A 20,759-nucleotide genomic window follows, 5' to 3' on the forward strand; every position below is an offset into this window, starting at 1 on the left:
TTACTACGTGAAGAAATGCTATTGGAGCATATTATGAACAGCCAAGTCAGTATTATCATTCCTAACTACAACTGTTTGCAGTATCTAGATACCTGTATTAACAGCATTTACCAGCAAAAAAGTGTAAATTTTGAAATCATTATTGTTGATGATGGCTCTACAGATGGCAGTAAAGAATACCTTGAGCAACTTGCTGTTGACAAGAGTGAGGTACGCATCTATAGCCAACAAAGAAAAGGCGTTGTCGCTGCTCGTAACCTTGCAATTACACAAGCAAAATCAGAGTACTTAGCTTTTTTAGATGCCGATGATTATTGGTCAGCCGATAAACTTGCAGCTCAGTTAGCATTTCATAAAAAACATCCAGACTGTGTTTTAAGTTTTACTGACTACATGCATTTTAATGAAAACAACGAAGATATAATTGGCTGTTTTGATTATTGGCCCGAATTTAAATGCAATAAAGAAAACACAGACTTCCAGTTTCTAGATAATCCAATAAGCCAAATGATCACAACCAATATCGTTGGCACATCGTCGGTCATGGTTAAACGTTCAACCATTGTTGATGTGGGTGGTTTTGACAATAAGTTAAGTAGCGCTACCGATTTAGATTGCTGGTTAAAAATAGCAAAAAAAGGTTATGTAGGTTATTCAACGCTGTGTGCAATGCACTATCTAATGCGTGCTAACTCTATAACATCAAATAGAGAAAATAGACTAGCGGCTATGGTTGAAATTATTAATCGTAACCAATCTGTTGTATCAAACAATGAACTTAAAAAAATCAAAGCACGTTTAAGTGAATGTTATGGCGAGTTCTATCGTGAACTTGGTCACTATTCAAAAGCTCTTATGTACTCAAATAGAGCCTTTTGGCTATTCCCTCATAAACGAAACTTTAAACATATGCTCTATGACTTGAAGCACTTATTTGGAGCACATTCATGAGAAAAAACATTGTAATCATCGATGATGATGAAGCAATTTTAAGGTCGCTAAAACGATTATTAGGTACTAATAACCATGTAATTTGTTTCAGCGACCCTCTATCGGCAATTGAGTATGCGAAACAGAACCCAATTAGTTTAGTCATTTGTGATCTGTTGATGCCTGCAATCAGTGGTTTTGCTGTTTTAGAGGACATTAAATTGCTACAGCCGAACTGCTCTCGCCTTTTGATTACCGGCTATGCAGAGCTAGAAGCTTCTAAAAGTGCGCTTAACAATAATATAGCTAATATGATTACCGCAAAACCTTGGGATAACTTTGAGCTAACTATGCTGGTTGATATATTAATTGAAAATAGTCACCTTAAATTTAATCAATGCGTAGAAAATGTGAGTTCATAGTGCAGCAGTTTGTGGTCGCTGCCGTTTACTGAGTTAACACCAACATTAGATAAAGAAACATCTTCACTCACTAAACAATGATCTATTGGTAAACCCAAAACTTTTAAATCACTTAGCTGGTTTTTTAAAGACCAAGATGTATAAAAACCTGCGTGATTAAAACAACTGCTTTTAATACTCATAAAGTATCGTGACCAAGGTACTGTATTAAAATCACCAGCAACTAACCAACTCCCCTTTAACTTTTTAATTTCTGTAGCGACTTCACTTAAAACTAAGTTTCTCTGATTCCACAAACTTTGAGTTCTAGGTGATGGAGGATGTAAAAACATACTATTTAACATAACGTTATCATGTAAAAAACTAAGCTTTACGTAGCCAAGTTTGGGATTATCAAAGCGTTTAATTTGCCTTTGTACGATTGGAAGTTTTGATAGAACAATAATGCCAAATGGCGCCCCTTCAACTTCAGCATAACCAAATAAATGATATTTCGAGTTTAGCTCATCAAGCACATGCCGATGCGTATCATTGAATTCAAACAGTACTAAGATATCATTTTGCGCATTTATAAATTGGCTAGTGATGATATTTGCTAAGTTAGGGTTACTATATTGCAAATTTACCTGGGCGATTTTGATATCTGTGTTTTGAGTCGCTTCAGATGATGAGTAAGGTTTAAAATGAAATAGTACTAAGCAAATACTTAGAGCAATTAAACTGAGAGATAGTTTTTTGTTCCACCACAACAAAAAAAATGCAGGTAAAAAACTACATACAATCAGCAACCCTCGTAAAGCGGCGGCCAAATCGAACAAGTAACCATCGAATTGATTAAATGCTAACACTAATATAGCTATATAACAGAATAAAAATATTAAACGCATCGCTCCCCTCCTCTGATAACTTATAGCTGCATATTTTGTTCCTTGCTGAGATATGCTTAAAACAAATATAGTATGATGTGTTCTTTTTATGTATTAAATTAAGCACCCGAAGGTACTTAATTTATTTAAAACTCACTATAAGTCTTATTCGAATCCGTTGATCATTTTGTCGCACACTACCGGAGTTGGTCTGTGGTTATCATCAACAGCAACAAACGTAAAGCTACCCGAAATAGCTAAGTGTTTATCGTCTTTGTGCATTGTTTCTAAGAAGATTTCAACATCTACTTTAAGGCTAGTATTACCTACGTGTACAACTTTAGAAATAAGCTCTGCAAATGTACCAGCCGGAATGGCCTCTTTAAAATCAACACGGTCAGACGAAATCGTTACAAGTGGCTTACGGCAAAAACGTGTAGCAGCAATAAACGCTACTTCATCCATCCATGCCAACGCGTCACCGCCAAACAAAGTATTGTGGTGGTTAGTACGGCCAGGAAAAACTGTTTTTGTTACCGACGTTGTTGAGTCAGCAATACGCTTTGCAATAATAGCGTCACGATCGATTTGTTGTGTCATAGTCTCTACTTTTTATTAGCTAATGTGTCTTGCATCATTAGCGCAGGGTCAAGGCGTTCATTTTTCCAATTAAAACGCCAGTCTAAATGTGGGCCAGTTACGCGGCCGGTCGCACCGATCTCGGCAATTTTATCGCCACGCTTAATTTCGTCACCTACTTTTACATCTAATTTGCTTAAATGAATATAAGTAGAGGTAACACCATGGCCATGGTCAAGAATCAGGGTACCACCAGAGTAATATAAGTCAGCATCAGCAAAAACAACTGTGCCGCTCACTGGTGCATACACTGGGCTACCCGTTTTATTAGCAATGTCTAAACCAAAGTGCGGGCGGCGGGGTTCACCATTAAAGTAACGCTGGCTACCATAAACACCAGAAATACGCCCCGTTGCCGGCTTATAAACAGGGTCTAAAAAGTACCTTAAGTCAGAATTGACTTGCCTAGCTTTACGTACAGCTACAGCTTCACGGCTAATACGCTCAGACACTTCTTTAGGTGGCGAAACATATTTTTTTGCTACACCGGTGATTTTATCAATTTTGTAATCACGCTTAGTGATCACAATTGCTTGTTCGTGGCTTACACCAGCACTATCAACCCAAGAAAGGCTATGGTTTGTCTTGGCATCACGACCAAAGCCAAATACAAACTCACCATTTGTTGAAAGTTTAAGAGGCTCACCATTGAAGCTAACACTTTTAGCGCCATCAATTTGGCCTGTTACTAAACCGCCTTGAGTTAAATGTCCTTTTAATTCAACAGCACTTGCAGTTAAAGAAAACAATCCTGCAAATGCTGCTATAAATAATCCTTTACGCATAACTGATTGACCCCTTGCCAACCCCTTCGTAAGCTGTAATTTTAACTTCTGAATCAGGGTATTGGTTTTTAACTTGTGAACTTAAGTAGTCTGCAATGCACTCAACCGTAGTATCGCAAGGTAAAATGTCGCAGCGTGATTTGTCTATCGCCATTTCAAAATAGCCCTGCTGTGATGTGTAAGCAAAGCACACATCGTTCTCTTGTGCAGTTACATGCTTAAGGTCTGATTTATTGATTTCATCTTCAGCTGTTGCTAGATAAATGTCTTCCCATTTATCTGCCCACTCTTTTTGTAAGCGAGGCATAGCCATACCATCAAGGCTAATACCAATCTGAGAGCGATGACCATGAATAATACGCTGACAATTACCATCGTGCTTTTTAAGACCATGGCTGTAATGATAATAAAAACTTTGGCTATGCTCTGGGTATAAATTTATTTCAATCTTTTCGATGTTGCTAGGGAGCTCAGGCATAATAGTTTTAATTAAAAACTCAGTTACAGATTTTTCATCAATAACATCAGCATCGATTAAACAGTATGCTTGGTTAGGAGCACTCATAGCTAAGTGATAATTATCACCGAAGTGACAATCTAGCACGCTGTGCTCAGCATGCTGTTTTAGTGAACCGTTTAGAGAAGCTGGCACAGCAAGTTTATGGTCGATACAGTTATCAATAATGCCCTTGATTTGCTTTTTAACTAAGCCAAAATCAAGCACCATCGACTCATCATTTAATTGACCGTGCAGAGTTAAATCCACAATCCAGCTCTCGCCAACTGCGCCGCGTTTATTACACAAGTAAGAAAAATCAATCACTGTCAGTGAGTTTACAAAAAGGATCATAAATTTCCTTTAGACTGGTTAAAGAATCACAGCAATTATAATGATTTTTACTTCACAATGCGCGGTTTTATCTCCCTTTATCAGCGACAGTTTAATTAAATGGTCATAAAACAAGCTAAAAATAGCAAATAATTAACTGCTCCGAGTTGTTTAGCGTACAAGTGTACGCTAAAGTACGGGGCAATTTCTAAGCGATGAATGAGAGTTATGGAACCTAAAAACAGCTATACAAAAGAAGAATTGGTCCTTTGCGGTCAAGGTGAAATGTTCGGTGAAGGCAACTGTCGTTTACCAAGTGACAACATGCTAATGATGGACCGCATTATCTCTATCACTGCTGATGGTGGTGAGCACGGTAAAGGCCAGATCGTTGCAGAACTAGATATCAACCCTGATCTTTGGTTCTTCGACTGTCACTTTAAAGGTGACCCAGTAATGCCTGGTTGTCTTGGTCTTGATGCTATGTGGCAATTAGTTGGTTTCTTCCTAGGTTGGTCTGGTGGTCCAGGTCTTGGTCGTGCACTTGGTGTAGGTGAAGTTAAATTCACAGGTCAAATCTTGCCAACAGCTAAAAAAGTAACTTACCGTTTAGACATGAAGCGTGTTATTAAACGTAAATTATTCATGGGTATGGCTGATGGTACTGTAGAAGTAGATGGCCGAGTAATCTATGAAGCAAAAGATCTTAAAGTAGGTCTTTTCCAAGATACATCTGCGTTTTAATCTTTAATTTAAGATACAAAATAGCAGATACAAAAAAGCCCCTAAATGGGGCTTTTTTGCGTAAATAAGGTGCCTATATTAAGTTTTAAACATGTTTCGGTTTTCAATGGCTTCTCGCCAGCCACCTAACCACTCAGATTTAGGGTCGATTTGTTGATAAGGGCATTGTTCTTTGGAACGGCCTGCCAAGCCTGCTTTATAACCTTGAGAATGAGCTCTTTCTAAACGATCTCTTTTCTGTCTCTTCATAGGTAATATCCTCACCTTTTTATATTTATAGATATGTAGCGAAATTGACATCTACATTTAATGAATAGTTAATAAAACTGTTAAATTCAAATAGCAAAAAGCAATTAAATAAATTGACAATAACTAACGTGCTGATGCTCAAATGAATTAACATTTTAAATGACTAAGTGGTCGTACCTCTTCAACTAAAACCATCTATTAATACACTTAAATTCAGCTAAAAACAATACAGCTCTTCTAGCTTCATTATTTGTGACCAAGCCATTTTCTGCAAAGTTCCCAATTAAATTGTAATCATAACAAATTTATGATGAATACAATTTAGTCAATTTAATGCTTGCATATTAAAAACCGATCGGTCTAATATAGTCGGTATGGAAACAAATAACTCTGTGCCAAGCCGTCGTGGCAGGCCACCAAAAATAGCGCGTTCAAATGCAGATACCCGTGCCCTTTTGATTAATACGGGGCTAGTTGTATTAACCGAAAAAGGCTTTAGCGCAACCGGCATTGATTTAATATTAAAATCAGCTCAGGTACCTAAGGGCTCTTTTTATCATTACTTCAAAAGTAAGAATGATTTTGGCTTAGCACTCATTGATGCTTACGACAGCTATTTTCAGGCAAAGTTAAAACGCCACCTAAACAACGATTCAACAACCCCTCTTGAGAGGATTGTGCTATTTGCCAATGACGCCAAACAAGGCATGGCAAAGTTTGAGTTTAAACGCGGCTGCTTAATAGGTAATTTAAACCAAGAAATCAGTCACCTTGATGAGCCTATGATTGACCGCATAAAACAGGCTTACGCCAACTGGCAAGCTTTAATCGAGCAATGCTTAGTTGATGCTAAGAAGCAAAAGCAAATTCCTCAATCATCAGATTGCAAAATGCTTGCTGAGTTCTTCTGGATTGGCTGGGAAGGCGCAGTGATGCGCTCTAAACTTGATAAATCAAGTGAACCGCTTACCCTTTATACAGCACAATTTTTACGCTTAATTTTATAAAGCCGTTTAAATACGGTTTTATTTTAACCATTAAAAGACGATCGGTCTAAAAGGAGTCAACATGACAACATCAGTAAAATCGGTAGTTATCAACAAAGATGATCAAGGCTACCGTGCCGAATACACAGACTTTCCTGTAGAAAGCATCCACCAGCAAGATGTAAATATTGATGTTGACTACAGTACATTGAATTACAAAGATGCCCTAGCCATTACAGGTAAAGGCCCAGTAGTAAGAACATTTCCTATGATCCCCGGGATAGACCTTGCAGGTACAGTAACAGACTCTAAAAGCGATGAATTTAAAGTAGGTGATAAAGTTCTGTTAAATGGCTTTGGTGTTGGGGAAAAATACCTAGGTGGTTTGAGTTCAAAAGCGTCTATGAGTGCTGATTGGATCATCCCCCTCCCTGCTAATTTAACACCAAAACAGGCTATGCAAATTGGTACTGCAGGTTATACGGCAATGCTGAGTATCATCGCTTTAGAAAAACAAGGTATCACACCCCAAAGTGGCGAAATTCTTGTTACCGGTGCTAATGGCGGCGTGGGTAGTTTTGCTATCTATTTATTAAATAAACTAGGTTTTGATGTAGTTGCGACAACAGGACGAATGAACGAAGCAGATCACCTTGAAAAATTAGGCGCAAAACGCGTTTTATCACGCGAAGAATTCTCAGCACCTGGGAAACCACTCGCTAAAGAGCAATTCGCTGGCGCAATTGATTCTGTGGGTAGCCACACCCTTGCAAATGTGTGTGCATCGATTAAATACGGTGGTGTTGTAACAGCGTGTGGTTTAGCACAAGGTATGGACTTTCCGGCAACAGTAGCTCCGTTTATCCTTCGCGGTATTAGCCTAATGGGTATTGATAGTGTAATGCGCCCTAAAGCTGACCGAATTGAAGCATGGCAACGTTTAAGTGAGTTAGTTGAGGCTCAGTACCTCGATGCTATTTCGCAAGAAATTCCACTTTCTGAAGCCGTTGCAAATGCAGAAGCCCTATTAAAAGGTGAAATTCGCGGCCGTGTAGTAGTTAATTGCAAAGAATAAGCTCGAATATAAACATTCTTAGCAAGTTAGCTATAAAACTAGGGTAAAGGCAATTATACTTACCCTAGTTTTGTAATACCGGAAAGTCTAATGAGTAATAAAGAAATTTTCAGCAATAACCCACTGCAAGGTGTTGGTATCGAGCAAGTAGTGACAGAGCTTGTCGAACAATATTGCTGGGAATTACTCCACGCCTATATGCGTTTGAACTGCTTTAAGAATAACCCTGATATAAAATCTGCGGTTAAGTTTTTACGTAAAACCCAATGGGCTCAAGAAAAAGTCGAAAACTTTTATTTGTATCGTCTTAAAAATTTACCACGCCCAGACGATGTAAACTATGAATTGCCGCCGCGCGATCGTGTGATCCCTGCTGATCAAAAACCAGGTGAACCATGTGAGTTAAGTTTTACTGACGCTAAACGTATTCACGCTAAAAAAGAAGCCAAGCAAAAAGCCCGCACCCGTAAACAACGTTCAAGTGCGAGTAATCCTTGGGGTAATTAAGCTTTAGCTCTGAGCTATAAGCTTTTAGCTGTTAGTTGAAATAAGCCGCCTTTAAGGGCGGTTTTTTATTTGAGTTAGCAAGTTAGCAAGTTAGCAAGTTAGCAAGTTAGCAAGTTAGCAAGTTAGCAAGTTAGCAAGTTAGCAAGTTAGCAAGTTAGCAAGTTAGCAAGTTGAGAATTGAAGGGTTACCTAAATACGTCAATCATTTCTTGATTCTTTTATAATTCGATATCTAAATTCTGATAAATAACCAATTATTGTCAGCAAGAAAGCAGAGTTGAAATCACCAGCAATAAGCATGTCAAAAAGTCCACCTTCACGTGTCAACCATAAAAAAGCAATGATACAGATAGACATAGTCCACAAAACCTTTTGAGTGCTGGCGTATTCACCTAAGAACCGTTGTGAAAAGCTTCTTTTATTTTGCAAATCTTCCATAATGTGCTCGCTATTCCATTTGTGCGTTAGTTCAAAAACTCCGTTACCTATCTTCAATTTATAGCACCATGATTTTTAACTTACCATAGTACAAAGGGCTCATAGTTTATCTGTTATTAATCGAAGCGTAACTTGAATATGTTAGACTGAGTTAATCATCATTAATGTCATTAAAAAAGGATGTGTATGTCTAACTACAACGAATCACCTGAACAAATCGCAAATGCAACGCAAGATTTCGTGATGCAACAAACAATGTTGCGCATTAAAGATCCAAAGCCTTCTTTAGATTTCTACCAAAACGTTTTAGGCATGAAGTTACTGGGTAAATATGACTTCCCTAAAATGGAGTTTACGCTGTACTTTTTAGGTTATGAGCAAGAAATACCAAAAGGCACAGATAAAGAAAAAGCACAGTGGGTGTTTCGTCGCCCTGCTCTTATCGAGCTTACACACAATTGGGGCACAGAAAACGACGACAGTTTTGCTGGTTACCATAGTGGTAATGATGAACCAAAAGGCTTTGGTCATATCGGTATTAGCGTGCCAGACGTGTACGCAGCATGCGAGCGTTTTGTAAAATATGATGTTGAGTTTGTCAAAAAACCAGACGATGGCTCTATGAAAGGCCTAGCCTTTATTAAAGACCCTGATGGTTATTGGATAGAGATTCTCTCGGCAGAGGGGATCACTGAGATTATTGAAGAGCACAAGTAAGATTGCCCCGTTAATAACCTGCTAATTAGCAGGTTATTTTAATTTACGCTTTTGTTTTTAGTAGGCAGTGTTTGCACGTTTTGCATTAGTAAGTGAATGTCAGGCTCTATAAGAAGCTTTTTATTTGGAATAAATAAAAAGCACTGTAATTTTTTAGCGAGTAGCCATCGTTTTTTAAATACACTTATAATTAAAGAAAGTGCCAAGTAACATCATAACAAGGGCCATTTAAATCATATTGCAGTTCTTGACCATTCGGGGTAAAGGTCGCTGTAGCTTTAAATTTAAAGTTTGACTTATCTTTTCTGTTAATTGCCAAAGCTTGCTCTATTTCATCCCATCTTTTAGATATACCACCATGCCCAGGATGACTATCGGCTTTTAATTCACCTGACTGATATTTTTTATTCCATTTAACAAAAATTTGCCATTGCTCAATCTCTAATTGAAGTTCAGATTCTGATATTAAATAAAGAGAAAACTCATCAGTAAAACCACTGTCATCATTGAAGTCTGAAACAAACCTGTAATGTCTCCCCTCAATAGATGTGATACCCCCTCTTGGCCCATCATAATATAAATTCTCGACAAGGACTTTAGACATTAGCATTCACTGAAAGCCTTTAGATAAATTGAAAGGATGAATAAACAATACCTATTATTAGCCACTACAAAAAGAACTAACGACTACATCATTAGGTAATAAAGGTGTTTTTTTACGGTTGTCATTGTAGATCTCCTTATTACAATCTAACAACAACCGTTCTACCGATGAAGTCATGTATTGCACGACGCTTTTCATTAAACAGCATGGTTATAAATTCTGACAATGCCCAAACTGTAGCTAATGAATTCAGACCCATAATTAAATAAGTTAAAACCGCAGGTACGCTACCAAGTTGTTGTAACGATATTGAAATAGAAAAAACTAGGAGTATCCAAGACGAGTTAATAGCAATATTAACAGATTCTCTGCGAACCGATTGCTTAAGCGTAATGCTCGTTTCGGTTTCATGATTGAGGACTTTAACATCCATCACCATCTTGCAAAGTGTTTGACCATAAAACCCATGCATGAAAACAACATAGCCAATATACTGAAAGCCATTAAAAGCTTGTAAAATCGTGTTTTGGTAGGAGTATTCAATGCTAAAGAGTAAGCATTCGATATAAAGTAATGCTGTAAAAATGAAGCCATCAATAATAGCGGCGCAAAAACGAGGCCAAAAAGTAGCATACCTTTTATTCGTTTCTAGCTCTTCAAACTCTGCTTTTGTTTCTGGGTCTTTTAATTTATTTGCAATCTCTAATTCTAACTCTTGTGCTCTTTGTGGGAAGCTTTCTTTATCAATATACTTTTGAGCATCTAATAACTCATCCAATGAATAATTTTTATAATTTGGGGTGTAGTCCATGTTTATTATTCTCCTTAACTGTTTAAAGCAGGTCAGCTTTTAGCATTCCACTCTTTTGGGATCTCGCGGATAAAACTCATCGGGCTGTTTAGTGCACAAATCAAATTCACGGGTATTTTTGTATGGTAGCTTCATAAAGCCTGCCACACCTACATCTGTGATATTAACTGCGTATTGCATAAGCTTACTTAATAAGCGTTTAAATTCAGGCTCTTTACTGGCATCAAGCAAACGATAGTAATGATGTATTTTCATCCTATCAGGTAAGGCTTCAAAAATGATACAGCCCGTATGGTGTATTTGGTTTAGCTCAAATACGCACTTTATAACTTTTTTCGGGAGCTGTAATTGCTCATCCGGGTCTTTACCATCTTCAAAGTAAGAGTGCGGTCTGGTTACGTCTGAGGCTTGTACATCCATTACTTCGTAATCAAGCTCAGGTAAATTCTCAAACTTAAACGCACCTGTGCCATCACGCTCGAGCTGAATGGTTTTACGCGCATCAAACAAGCAACATTTAAAGAGACCTTTTTGTTCAATCCCCTGTGCTAACATCACCGTGTTGTTAATCGCATCGGTAAACGCAGTGCCAAGCGTTTCATCATGCAGAATAAGGGAAGACTCGACAAACAGTGAGTTTTCTTTCCAATGAAAACTCAAGCCCCCTACTACTGGGTATTTTGCTAATCGGCTTATTGAGGCCAAAAATGCTTTTTCGGTGTCGCCGGTATCAAATAAAAACTCTTTGTAGTATCTGTCGAGCTGGGCATCGTTTACATCTAGTAATTGTTGATTATGGTCCGCTTGTCTTAAAAATTGCTTACGAGAGCTATATACCACCGTGTCTGGGTGTTCATCAAACTCACTAAACCAATAAGGAATATACGGGCGAATGACTTTACGGGGCAGCTCAGGTAGGTAAGCTTTAGCCATTGTAGGCATGTTTCGCATAAAATAATCACCTGCGCCATCTCTGGTTGCCTTATCTTTTGAAAGCATACCGTCAATAACCCGGGCAAGCTCCATAGGTAAATTCAGGCTTGTAGCCGGAATAACCGCAGCACCAAATCTACAAGATTGTGCAGAGGCCAATGCATAAAGGGTTGAGGCAACACCTTGTTCATCAAAACGTGGCGATGACTGCCCGCCTGACATTTGCTCATCACCAATAAAGTACACATCACCCATACGTGCATTAGTGGTACTGATATCAGCAGACATAAGATCCATAAAATTGCTGGCAACCGGATTACCATCAGCATCTATTTGTGCATAAACAGAGCTGCCCCAGTCTACCAAAGACAATTTATTGGTTTGTTCATCATAAACGATGTTAGAGGGTTTAATATCGCCATGCACAATTGGCTGTGGGCTTAAGCCATTTTTGTGTTCACGTAAATCTAAAAGCACATTACGTAGCCTAAGTGCCAGCGCCATAACTTTTGCTGCACTAAAACGCCCCTGTTTAATGGAGATTTTTTCTAAGTCTTCACCTAGAGCGCGCTCCATCATTAAAATGCCTTGCTTTTTAATGCGTTCAAAGGCATAAAATTTTGGCACGAGCGGATTATTAACTTGCGAGAGCATGTACGCTTCGTCTTCTAGACGGTCACGTACACTTTGTGCAAGGGTTATACGTGAAAACTTAAATACCCAAGGTAAGTCTTCATCATCAACACCGGCAAAAACAAATCCAAACGCACCAGAGCCAATTAATTCAACGTCACTGTAACCAAGCAAAGTAAGCTGTTTAATACAAATATTAAGCCATTGGCGGTGCTTTTTAGCATCATGGTGAGACAGTAAATAAACAGACTGTTCTTCATTGATATAAAAATTGCGGATTTGTTTGGGATTCACTACATCTCTCAAAGTTAAGCGGCTTTTAACCGCTTAATTATTGAATGCTAGGCAGTTAATTACAAGGCTTTTGCTCTTCGATGATCCAGCCATGATTTTTAAAAACTATTTCGGAAAAAATTAAAATGGCACCAGCAAGTAAAATTAGCTCGTTCAGTGATATTGCTTCTGCCATGAATACCCATCCCAAAACAAAAAAAGCTAAGAGATCGAGATACCTGAAATACCAAGCGACTTTTCGTGTTTTACCGTATGTGAGTCTGTAGCGCTGAACTAATTCACCTTCACACTCTAATGATATAACGGCTGAGAACTTAAAAAAGGGTTTAACCCTTACACACAACTGACAGGCTTTACCATCAATACTAAACTCATGAACAGATTTAGTTTTAAAGTTACGTGATTCTGCTATTAATTCACCGTCTATTTTCAGTACTTCTTTTCCTGAATAAGCCGAACCCCAGTATTCAATTAAATGTTCACCTAGTTTGAAGTTAGCTTTGATTCCCTTGCTCATTGATACTGTAATGCCATCAGTGTTCATAACAAATCTCCTTATCATTATGAATTTAAAATACTTTAAAAATAAAAAAACGGCAAGCTAGGCTTACCGTTTTGGTACTTTCAATGGGTAAAGGGTTACCTTTTGAAATTAAAGGCGAATACCGCCATCAATTTCAACAACACGACCTGTAAAGAAGTCATTCTCTACAATGTATTGTGCTGTTTGGGCAATTTCTTCTGCTTCACCAAAACGACCAACTGGCGTTACCGCCATCATGCGTTGTTTTGCTTCTGGTTTCATTGCATCTGTCATTGCTGTGCGAATAACACCTGGTGCGATTGCACCAACACGGATACCAAAGCGACCTAATTCTTTCGCCCAACCCGTTGTCATCGCAACAACACCAGCTTTAGACGCAGCATAGTTTGTTTGGCCAATGTTACCAGCACGGGCAACACTCGACATATTAACAATAACGCCACCTTTGCTAGACTCAATCATGTGGCTCGCAGCTTCACGACCTGCTAAGAATACACCGGTCAGGTTCACATCAATAACAGATTGAAATTGAGCTAACGACATTTTATCTACCACTTTGCCTTCTTTTGCTTTGATAAACATACCATCGCGTAAGATACCTGCGTTATTAATTAACACGCCGATATGGCCAAAGTCTTTGTTAATAGTGTTGAACGTTGCTACCACAGCATCTTCATCTGTAACATTAGCAGCATACGCCATAACTTTTGTACCATATTTAGCAAGCGCTGATACTGCAGTATCAAGAACGTCTTGTTGCATATCGATAAGGGCGATGTTCGCGCCAAGGGATGCAAATTTCTCGGCCATCGCAAAGCCTAAACCTTGCGCACCACCGGTAATTACGATGTTGTTGTTTTTAATTTCCACAACAATCTCCTACTTCGAGAATAATTTAAAAATAGCGCTAAAATCATCACTACCCGCACCTTGATGCTGAAGCATAGTGTATAGATTCTTCGCCATTGACCCCATTGGGGTAGATGAATTACTTTGCTGAGCCGCTTCCATAGCAAGACCTAAGTCTTTTGCCATCAAATCAACCATAAAGCCAGGTTTATAATCATTACTTGCTGGTGCTGTTTCCATTACACCAGGGCATGGATTGTAAAGCTCAAGCGTCCAGTTACGGCCAGAGCTTGCAGTCATGATGTCACTTAACACTTTTGGATCGAGCCCGTTATTTATGCCCATTTGTAGTGCTTCGCTAGTACCTGCCATTAAAATGCTTAGCAGCATGTTGTTACAGATTTTTGCGACTTGGCCTGCGCCAATATCACCAGCATGGAAGATGTTTTTACCCATATCTGCTAAAGCCAGTTTGGCTTTTTCAAAGTGGCTTTGCTCACCACCGACGATAAAGGTTAAAGTACCCGCTGTTGCACCTGCAACACCACCTGATACAGGTGCATCAACAAAATCAATGCCTTTTTGAGCAAGTTCGCTACCCACTTGACGCGCTGATTCTGCATCAATGGTTGAGCAGTCAATCACTAAAGTTTTGCTATCAAGTAAGTTGATAAGGCCTGTTTCGCCTAAATAAAGAGACTTAACGTGTTTGCTTGCTGGCAGCATACTGATAAAAATATCAGCGCCAATGGCACACTCAGCTGCATCGGTAGCAGCAATTGCACCTTTATCGGCAAGCTCACTGACCGCTGCTTTATTTAAGTCAAACACACGAACTGTATGACCTGCATTGACAAGGTTTGCCGCCATTGGGCCACCCATGTTGCCTAAACCAATAAATCCTATTGTTAATTTAGCCATTTGTTTACCCCTTGGACTTAAGATGACGTTAATGAGTTTAGTGGGTGAGATTGCTCATCCCAGCGTGCTGTAAAGAAGCTATCTACAACTGCTTCGTCGATATCGCTGAGCGATTTAAACTGCCAGCTAGGTGCACCGTCTTTGTCGATTAATAGCGCACGAACCCCTTCTTGAAACTCGCCTACTTCGCCACAGCGTACTGACATACCTAGCTCCATTTTAAAGCAATCTGCTAACGTCATCTCTTTTGAATTAGCTAATTGACGTTCAACCAGCGCACAACTAAGCGGACAACCATGTGCTAATGACTTTTGCGCACGGGTAAGCCATTTGTCTTCAGTTTGTAAAGCTTGAATGTAGTCAATTTTTCCCTGCAATGAATCAAACTCAGCCAGCTTTTGAATAACCGCTAAGTTATCTTTTACATTGCCTTTAGGAACACGGCCTGAAATATTATCAATCGAGATTAGAATGTTAGTCAGCTTTTCGTGATTTAATGAGGCTGTTTTGCCCCATTTTTCAGCGGTGATAGCCGTTAAAATAGCGTCATATTTATCTGCTGTTGCATAGTGATCAGCAAGATTAACAAACAAGGCATCTTCAGCATTGATAGACGCCGCAGTTAACCCTAAGAATAGACCCACTTGCTCAGGCATTTTATGTAAGAAGTAACTGCCGCCAACATCTGGGTATAAACCAATGGTTAGCTCAGGCATTGCAATACGCGATGTTTCTGTTACCACTCGGTGACTTGCCCCAGCCATTAAGCCAAGGCCGCCACCCATAACAATGCCATTACCCCAAAGTAATATTGGCTTTTCATAACAGTGAATTAGGTAGTCTAATTTGTACTCAAGGGTAAAAAAGTCTTCAATGTAGTTAGCAGGCTCACCTGTGCTCATTGCTTTATGCAGGCTTACTACATCGCCACCGGCACAAAATGCTTTTTCGCCAGCCCCTTTTAGCACGACCATGGCAACGGCGTCATCGTCAGCCCATTTTCTAAGCTGAGGCTCAAGCAGTTGGATCATGTCGTAATTTAAAGCATTTAACGATTTCGGCGCATTGAGTGTCGCAATTGCAATGAGGCCACTCTCGGCCTCTGCAGTTTCAAACACCACAGGCGCATCTTGATGATTTAGTAGTGTTACGTTAGTCATTAGCCATTTACCCAATTTGCTTTACGCTTTTCTAAGAACGCATTCACGCCTTCTTTTTGGTCTTGCGTATCAAACAACTGAACAAATAGCTCACGCTCTAATGGCAACGCATGAGCCATAGGTTGTGTGCGTCCTTTTTGAATAAGTTCTTTACATGCAGTCACAGCAACCGGGCTTTGTTCACCAACTTGGTTAGCAAGTTTCATTGCCGCAGCTAAACTTTCGCCAGCACCAACCACTTCTTCAACAAGGCCAATTTCGCGTGCTTTTTCAGCTTTTAGGCGCTCGCCACATAAGATCATGCGTTTTGCCCAACCTTCACCGACAAGCCATGCAAGGTTTTGCGTACCGCCAGCACAAGGCAGTAAGCCAACTTTCGCTTCAGGAAGTGCCATTTGAGCTTGCTCTTCAGCAATACGAATATCACACGCAAGAGCCACTTCTAGACCACCGCCCATGGCATAACCATTAATAGCCGCGATTGATACACCACGGAAATTAGTTAATGCTTCAAATGCATCACCAAACACTTTTGACATAGTGGCAGCAACGCCTTTGTCACCGCTGGCAAACACGTTTAAATCGGCACCTGCACTAAAGAACTTTTCACCTTGACCTGTAATCACTAATGCATAGACATTTTTGTTAGCATTTAACTCAGTTACAGTGTCTTTAAGCGTGGTTAATGTATCTTGTGTCCAGGTATTCGCTGGCGGGTTATTCATGGTTAAAACCGCTACGTTACCTTCAATATTTAAATCAATCGATGGATTAGACATAGGTTGCTCCTTATAGAATGTCGCCAGCTGACTCAGCTAAGATACGACGTGCGATAATCACACGCATGATTTCGTTTGTGCCTTCAAGAATTTGATGCACACGTACGTCTCTGAAATGACGCTCTAATGGGTATTCTTTGATGTAACCATAACCACCATGAATTTGTAGTGCGTCGTCACATACTTTAAAACCAACATCTGTAGCAAAACATTTTGCCATCGCGCAGTAAGTGGTTTTTTCGCTGTCACCGGTATCTAGTTTAAATGCGGCTAAGCGCACCATTTGACGAGCTGCAACAAGCTCGGTGTTCATGTCGGCAATTTTAAATTGCAGTGCTTGGAAAGCAGCTAATGGCTTACCAAATTGCTCACGTTCTTTTAAGTATTCGCGCGCAGTATTAAGAGCTGCTTGTGCTGTACCTAATGAACAGGTAGCAATATTAATTCGGCCACCATCTAGGCCTTGCATTGCAAACTTAAAGCCTTCGCCTTCTTGGCCTAGTAAGTTAGCCGCAGGAATTCTGACACCTTCAAAGCTAATTAAACGTGTTGGCTGTGCATTCCAGCCCATTTTTTCTTCAGCTTTACCATATTCAATACCTGCTGCGTCAGCAGGCACAACAAATGCCGAAATACCGGCTGCGCCTTCACCACCAGTGCGCGCCATAACTACAAGTAAATCAGTTTCACCAGCACCCGAGATAAACATTTTAGAGCCTGCGATCACATACTCATCGCCCTCTTTTACCGCTTTAGTTTTTAGTGATGCTGCATCAGAGCCAGAGCCAGGCTCTGTTAAGCAGTAAGAAGCAAGTAACTCACCCATGACTAATTGCTCACAGTACTGAGCTTTAACATCTTCAGTACCAAAGCTTGCAATCATCCAGGTTGCCATATTATGAATTGTCAACATAGCAGTCGTTGCTGTACAACCCATTGCAAGCTGTTCAAAGATAATGCTTGAATCTAAGCGAGATAAACCTAAGCCGCCCGCTTCTTCTGGGGTATATAAACCACAAAAGCCAAGCTCACCGGCTGCTTTAATGGTGTCTTTAGGGAAAATGTGTTCTTGGTCCCACTTAGCAGCATGTGGAGCAAGTTCAGACTCTGCAAACTGACGGGCTGTTTCAGCAAACGCTTGCTGATCTTCGGTTAAATTAAAGTCCATAGTAGACCTCTATTTTGTTGTCTTATTCTTGTGTGAATAACGATTGTTGTCGTTTAAATGTGTGTTCTTTGAGCGAGCGTGTGCTCGCTCAGCAGTAAATTAATTACGGCTTATTTAAGGTTGATACTCATGTTCGGACCAGAGGCGATATCATCCTCGAACCAACGTGAAGTAATTGTTTTCGTTTCTGTGTAAAAACGAATACCTTGCTTACCATAGGTGTGTTGATCGCCGTAGAATGAGCCTTTCCAACCTGTGAAAGAGAAAAACGGTAGTGGCACAGGAATTGGCACGTTGATACCAACTTGACCTACTTCGATTTCATGTTGGAATTTACGTGCAGCAGCGCCGCTTGATGTGAATAACGAAGTACCGTTACCGTAAGGCGAGTTATTGATAAGCTCAATCGCCTCTTCTAGAGTATCTACAAACATACAAGCCAGTACAGGACCAAAGATCTCTTCTTTGTATAAATCCATCTCGGTTGTTACATCAGTAAATAGCGTTGGACCAACCCAGTTACCTTGCTCGTAACCTTCAACAGTAAAGTCAGAGCCATCAATTAAGCACGTTGCACCTTGTTCTTTACCACTTGCGATAAGTGATAAAATACGGTCTTTAGCTGCTTTTGATGTTTGTGGGCCGTAAGCAGCGTTAGCATCATCCCATACACCTGGGCGTACGTTTTCAAAGCCTGCTTTAATTTCGTCCACCCAGTCTTTTGCTTGACCAACAAACACAGCAACCGAAATACCCATACAGCGCTGACCCGCAGCGCCTACAGACGCACCGACTAAGTTATTTACAACATGCGATTTACTTGCATCTGGCATAATAACCATGTGGTTTTTTGCACCTACACAAGCTTGCACGCGTTTAAGGTTTGCTGTGCCTTTTGAATAGATGTATTCACCTACACCACATGAACCAACAAATGAAATAGCACGTACTGCTGGGTCTTCTAATAAACGGTCAACTTGTGGTTTTGTACCATGAACAACTTGTAACACCCCTTTTGGTGCACCCGCTTCAACAAATAGTTCAGCTAAACGCATCGGTGTTAGTGGATCTTGCTCTGATGGTTTAAGAATAAAGGTGTTACCACACACAATAGCCAGTGGGAACATCCATAATGGGATCATCGCAGGGAAGTTAAATGGCGTAATACCCGCACATACACCTAGTGGCTGCATGTAAGAGTAAGTATCGATTTTACGCGCTACGTTTTCCATTGTTTCGCCCATCATCAGTGATGGTGCATTGGCTGCTTGCTCAACAACTTCAATACCGCGCCAAACATCGCCTTTGGCATCTTCAAATGTTTTACCCAGCTCATGACAAATAATCGTCGCAAGCTCGTCATGGTTTTCTTTTAGTAGTGCTGCGTATTTCATCATAATGCGCGCACGCTCAGAAATTGGCACTTCTTTCCATGTTTTAAATGTTTCTTTTGCAGAGGCAATTGCTGCATCCATTTCAGCATCTGTTGCACACGGAACTTGCGCTAACACTTCTTGGTTCGCAGGATTGATAACATCAATCAGCTGCGTTGAACTTGATTGGGTAAATTCGCCGTTGATAAATAAAGGTACTTGGTGCATGAGGCACTCCTCCCCAGTGGGTATAAAGAGGCCGCAACATGATAGTTTTTAAAATACGTTGCGGCTGTGAGAGATTAAAATTCTAAAGCGATTAAATAGCTTCAACAGCCATAGCAACAGCTTCACCACCACCGATACACAGTGAGGCAACACCTTTGCTAAGACCACGATTCTTTAATGCATGAATTAAGGTAACTAAGATACGCGCGCCGCTTGCACCAATTGGGTGACCAAGTGCACAGGCACCGCCATTGACGTTAACTTTGCTTTCATCAAGTTTTAACTCGTTAATTGCAAGCATAGTCACCATGGCAAACGCTTCGTTGATTTCCCATAAATCAACATCATTCACAGACCAACCGGCTTTTTCTAAAAGCGATTGCATTGCGCCAACTGGTGCTAAAGTAAATTCGCTTGGTGCTTGAGAATGTGTGCTGTGAGCAACGATACGGCAAAGTGGTGTTAAACCTTGTGCTTTAGCATCTGACTCACGCATCAACACAAGCGCTGCTGCACCGTCAGAAATTGATGATGAGTTTGCAGCTGTAATAGTGCCGTCTTTTTTAAATGCAGGACGTAAACCTGGAATTTTATCAGGACGTGCATTGCCTGGTTGCTCATCAATCGCAACGGTCACATCACCTTTGCGTGTAGAAATAGTGTGCGCGGCAATCTCGTTTTCAAATGCGCCTGTTTCAATTGCGCTATTTGCTTTAGTCAGTGAGCTAAGTGCAAAGTTGTCCATTTGTTCACGACCAATTGAATATTGATCGGCAGTGTCTTGTGCAAAACAACCCATTGCTTTGTTGTCGTAAGCATCTTCAAGGCCATCACACATCATGTGATCTTTTACTTCGCCATGGCCCATACGCATACCTGAACGTGCATTCGGTAACATATAAGGGGCATTACTCATGCTTTCCATGCCACCAGCAACCGCTGAGTTGATTGAGCCTGATTTAATTAAGTCATGGGCAAACATTGCAGCCTTTAAGCCAGAGCCACATACTTTGTTGATTGTTGTTGCGCCAGTACCTTGGTTAAGGCCCGCTTTTAACATTGCTTGTCGCGCAGGTGCTTGACCAAGACCAGCTGGTAATACACAGCCCATGATCACTTCGTCAATCTTATCGGCAGATAAACCGGCTTGCTCTAAGCTACTTTTAATAGCTGTAGCACCTAAATCAGTTGCGTGTGCACCACTTAGTGCGCCCATAAAACCACCCATAGGGGTACGTTTTGCGGCAACAATAACAACGGCTTCAGTAGTCATAA

General features: G+C 40.3%; 24 protein-coding genes. 7 read left to right on the forward strand and 17 right to left on the reverse strand.

What is annotated here, in order from left to right; genetic code table 11:
* Nucleotides 1–33 precede the first annotated feature (33 nt).
* Entirely contained in the window at nucleotides 34–951 is a 918-nt protein-coding gene (locus tag J8Z28_RS09240) for a glycosyltransferase family 2 protein (RefSeq protein WP_250659289.1), read from the forward strand.
* On the forward strand, nucleotides 948–1,352 hold the full coding sequence (locus J8Z28_RS09245; RefSeq protein ID WP_054561500.1) for a response regulator: 405 nt from the start codon (nucleotides 948–950) through the stop codon (nucleotides 1,350–1,352). The genes J8Z28_RS09240 and J8Z28_RS09245 overlap by 4 nt, the downstream gene beginning before the upstream one ends.
* Here J8Z28_RS09245 and J8Z28_RS09250 read toward each other — a convergent pair.
* The 4 genes from J8Z28_RS09250 to J8Z28_RS09265 all read right to left on the reverse strand — a co-directional run bounded on the left by J8Z28_RS09250 (nucleotide 1,325) and on the right by J8Z28_RS09265 (nucleotide 4,492).
* Nucleotides 1,325–2,239 carry an endonuclease/exonuclease/phosphatase family protein gene (locus tag J8Z28_RS09250; protein ID WP_250659290.1) on the reverse strand — a complete coding sequence of 305 codons (915 nt, stop codon included), beginning with the start codon at nucleotides 2,237–2,239 and terminating at the stop codon, nucleotides 1,325–1,327. The genes J8Z28_RS09245 and J8Z28_RS09250 overlap by 28 nt on opposite strands.
* A gap of 144 nt (nucleotides 2,240–2,383) precedes the next feature.
* Nucleotides 2,384–2,818 (reverse strand): acyl-CoA thioesterase, encoded by a 435-nt coding sequence (locus J8Z28_RS09255; RefSeq protein WP_054561502.1) that lies wholly within the window; start codon nucleotides 2,816–2,818, stop codon nucleotides 2,384–2,386.
* A gap of 5 nt (nucleotides 2,819–2,823) precedes the next feature.
* Complete coding sequence (locus J8Z28_RS09260) at nucleotides 2,824–3,642, reverse strand: M23 family metallopeptidase (RefSeq protein ID WP_054561503.1); 819 nt, start codon at nucleotides 3,640–3,642, stop codon at nucleotides 2,824–2,826.
* Nucleotides 3,635–4,492 (reverse strand): 6-carboxytetrahydropterin synthase, encoded by an 858-nt coding sequence (locus J8Z28_RS09265; protein WP_239963702.1) that lies wholly within the window; start codon nucleotides 4,490–4,492, stop codon nucleotides 3,635–3,637. Before J8Z28_RS09265 ends, J8Z28_RS09260 begins: the two co-directional genes overlap by 8 nt.
* Before the next feature lie 207 nt (nucleotides 4,493–4,699).
* Here J8Z28_RS09265 and fabA point away from each other — a divergent pair, with 207 nt between their 5' ends.
* Nucleotides 4,700–5,215: a bifunctional 3-hydroxydecanoyl-ACP dehydratase/trans-2-decenoyl-ACP isomerase gene (fabA, locus tag J8Z28_RS09270; RefSeq protein WP_054553819.1), complete on the forward strand. Its 516-nt coding sequence runs from the start codon at nucleotides 4,700–4,702 to the stop codon at nucleotides 5,213–5,215.
* A 78-nt stretch (nucleotides 5,216–5,293) separates the two neighbouring features.
* Here the strand turns inward: fabA and rmf are convergent, their stop codons facing one another.
* A complete protein-coding gene (gene rmf, locus J8Z28_RS09275) occupies nucleotides 5,294–5,464 on the reverse strand; it encodes a ribosome modulation factor (RefSeq protein WP_036968408.1) in 171 nt (56 codons plus the stop codon).
* A 374-nt stretch (nucleotides 5,465–5,838) separates the two neighbouring features.
* Here rmf and acuR point away from each other — a divergent pair, with 374 nt between their 5' ends.
* From acuR to J8Z28_RS09290, 3 genes are all read left to right on the forward strand, one after another.
* Complete coding sequence (acuR, locus tag J8Z28_RS09280) at nucleotides 5,839–6,471, forward strand: acrylate utilization transcriptional regulator AcuR (protein WP_250659291.1); 633 nt, start codon at nucleotides 5,839–5,841, stop codon at nucleotides 6,469–6,471.
* A gap of 61 nt (nucleotides 6,472–6,532) precedes the next feature.
* A complete protein-coding gene (gene acuI, locus J8Z28_RS09285) occupies nucleotides 6,533–7,525 on the forward strand; it encodes an acrylyl-CoA reductase (NADPH) (protein ID WP_058585041.1) in 993 nt (330 codons plus the stop codon).
* 90 nt (nucleotides 7,526–7,615) lie between these two features.
* Nucleotides 7,616–8,032, forward strand: coding sequence for a VF530 family protein (locus tag J8Z28_RS09290; protein WP_250659292.1), 417 nt, complete (start codon nucleotides 7,616–7,618; stop codon nucleotides 8,030–8,032).
* Nucleotides 8,033–8,230: 198 nt separating this feature from the next.
* On the opposite strand, the gene J8Z28_RS09295 is transcribed toward J8Z28_RS09290, so the two are convergent.
* The gene (locus tag J8Z28_RS09295) at nucleotides 8,231–8,470 is read right to left on the reverse strand and encodes a hypothetical protein (protein WP_250659293.1); all 240 of its coding nucleotides are present in this window, start codon (nucleotides 8,468–8,470) and stop codon (nucleotides 8,231–8,233) included.
* Between the two features lie 186 nt (nucleotides 8,471–8,656).
* Here J8Z28_RS09295 and gloA point away from each other — a divergent pair, with 186 nt between their 5' ends.
* Nucleotides 8,657–9,187 carry a lactoylglutathione lyase gene (gene gloA / locus J8Z28_RS09300; RefSeq protein ID WP_250659294.1) on the forward strand — a complete coding sequence of 177 codons (531 nt, stop codon included), beginning with the start codon at nucleotides 8,657–8,659 and terminating at the stop codon, nucleotides 9,185–9,187.
* A gap of 190 nt (nucleotides 9,188–9,377) precedes the next feature.
* Here gloA and J8Z28_RS09305 read toward each other — a convergent pair whose 3' ends face one another.
* From J8Z28_RS09305 to J8Z28_RS09355, 11 genes are all read right to left on the reverse strand, one after another.
* A complete protein-coding gene (locus J8Z28_RS09305) occupies nucleotides 9,378–9,791 on the reverse strand; it encodes a hypothetical protein (RefSeq protein ID WP_250659295.1) in 414 nt (137 codons plus the stop codon).
* Between the two features lie 139 nt (nucleotides 9,792–9,930).
* Nucleotides 9,931–10,602 carry an RDD family protein gene (locus tag J8Z28_RS09310; RefSeq protein ID WP_250659296.1) on the reverse strand — a complete coding sequence of 224 codons (672 nt, stop codon included), beginning with the start codon at nucleotides 10,600–10,602 and terminating at the stop codon, nucleotides 9,931–9,933.
* 39 nt (nucleotides 10,603–10,641) lie between these two features.
* The gene (locus J8Z28_RS09315) at nucleotides 10,642–12,462 is read right to left on the reverse strand and encodes a protein kinase domain-containing protein (protein ID WP_250659297.1); all 1,821 of its coding nucleotides are present in this window, start codon (nucleotides 12,460–12,462) and stop codon (nucleotides 10,642–10,644) included.
* Nucleotides 12,463–12,517: 55 nt separating this feature from the next.
* A complete protein-coding gene (locus J8Z28_RS09320) occupies nucleotides 12,518–13,006 on the reverse strand; it encodes a hypothetical protein (RefSeq protein ID WP_250659298.1) in 489 nt (162 codons plus the stop codon).
* Between the two features lie 108 nt (nucleotides 13,007–13,114).
* Nucleotides 13,115–13,876: an SDR family oxidoreductase gene (locus J8Z28_RS09325; RefSeq protein WP_055021357.1), complete on the reverse strand. Its 762-nt coding sequence runs from the start codon at nucleotides 13,874–13,876 to the stop codon at nucleotides 13,115–13,117.
* Nucleotides 13,877–13,885: 9 nt separating this feature from the next.
* Nucleotides 13,886–14,776 (reverse strand): 3-hydroxyisobutyrate dehydrogenase, encoded by an 891-nt coding sequence (gene mmsB, locus J8Z28_RS09330; protein WP_054561514.1) that lies wholly within the window; start codon nucleotides 14,774–14,776, stop codon nucleotides 13,886–13,888.
* Between the two features lie 17 nt (nucleotides 14,777–14,793).
* Nucleotides 14,794–15,936, reverse strand: a complete 1,143-nt coding sequence (locus J8Z28_RS09335; protein WP_055197191.1) for an enoyl-CoA hydratase/isomerase family protein — start codon at nucleotides 15,934–15,936, stop codon at nucleotides 14,794–14,796.
* Nucleotides 15,936–16,715 (reverse strand): enoyl-CoA hydratase, encoded by a 780-nt coding sequence (locus J8Z28_RS09340; RefSeq protein ID WP_250659299.1) that lies wholly within the window; start codon nucleotides 16,713–16,715, stop codon nucleotides 15,936–15,938. The genes J8Z28_RS09335 and J8Z28_RS09340 overlap by 1 nt, the downstream gene beginning before the upstream one ends.
* Before the next feature lie 10 nt (nucleotides 16,716–16,725).
* Complete coding sequence (locus tag J8Z28_RS09345; RefSeq protein WP_250659300.1) at nucleotides 16,726–17,883, reverse strand: acyl-CoA dehydrogenase family protein; 1,158 nt, start codon at nucleotides 17,881–17,883, stop codon at nucleotides 16,726–16,728.
* 110 nt (nucleotides 17,884–17,993) lie between these two features.
* A complete protein-coding gene (locus J8Z28_RS09350) occupies nucleotides 17,994–19,484 on the reverse strand; it encodes a CoA-acylating methylmalonate-semialdehyde dehydrogenase (RefSeq protein WP_054553805.1) in 1,491 nt (496 codons plus the stop codon).
* 91 nt (nucleotides 19,485–19,575) lie between these two features.
* Nucleotides 19,576–20,757 carry a thiolase family protein gene (locus tag J8Z28_RS09355; protein ID WP_250659301.1) on the reverse strand — a complete coding sequence of 394 codons (1,182 nt, stop codon included), beginning with the start codon at nucleotides 20,755–20,757 and terminating at the stop codon, nucleotides 19,576–19,578.
* Nucleotides 20,758–20,759: the final 2 nt, after the last annotated feature.

Source organism: Pseudoalteromonas sp. SCSIO 43088, from assembly GCF_023650795.1.
GTDB classification, from domain to species: domain Bacteria; phylum Pseudomonadota; class Gammaproteobacteria; order Enterobacterales; family Alteromonadaceae; genus Pseudoalteromonas; species Pseudoalteromonas shioyasakiensis.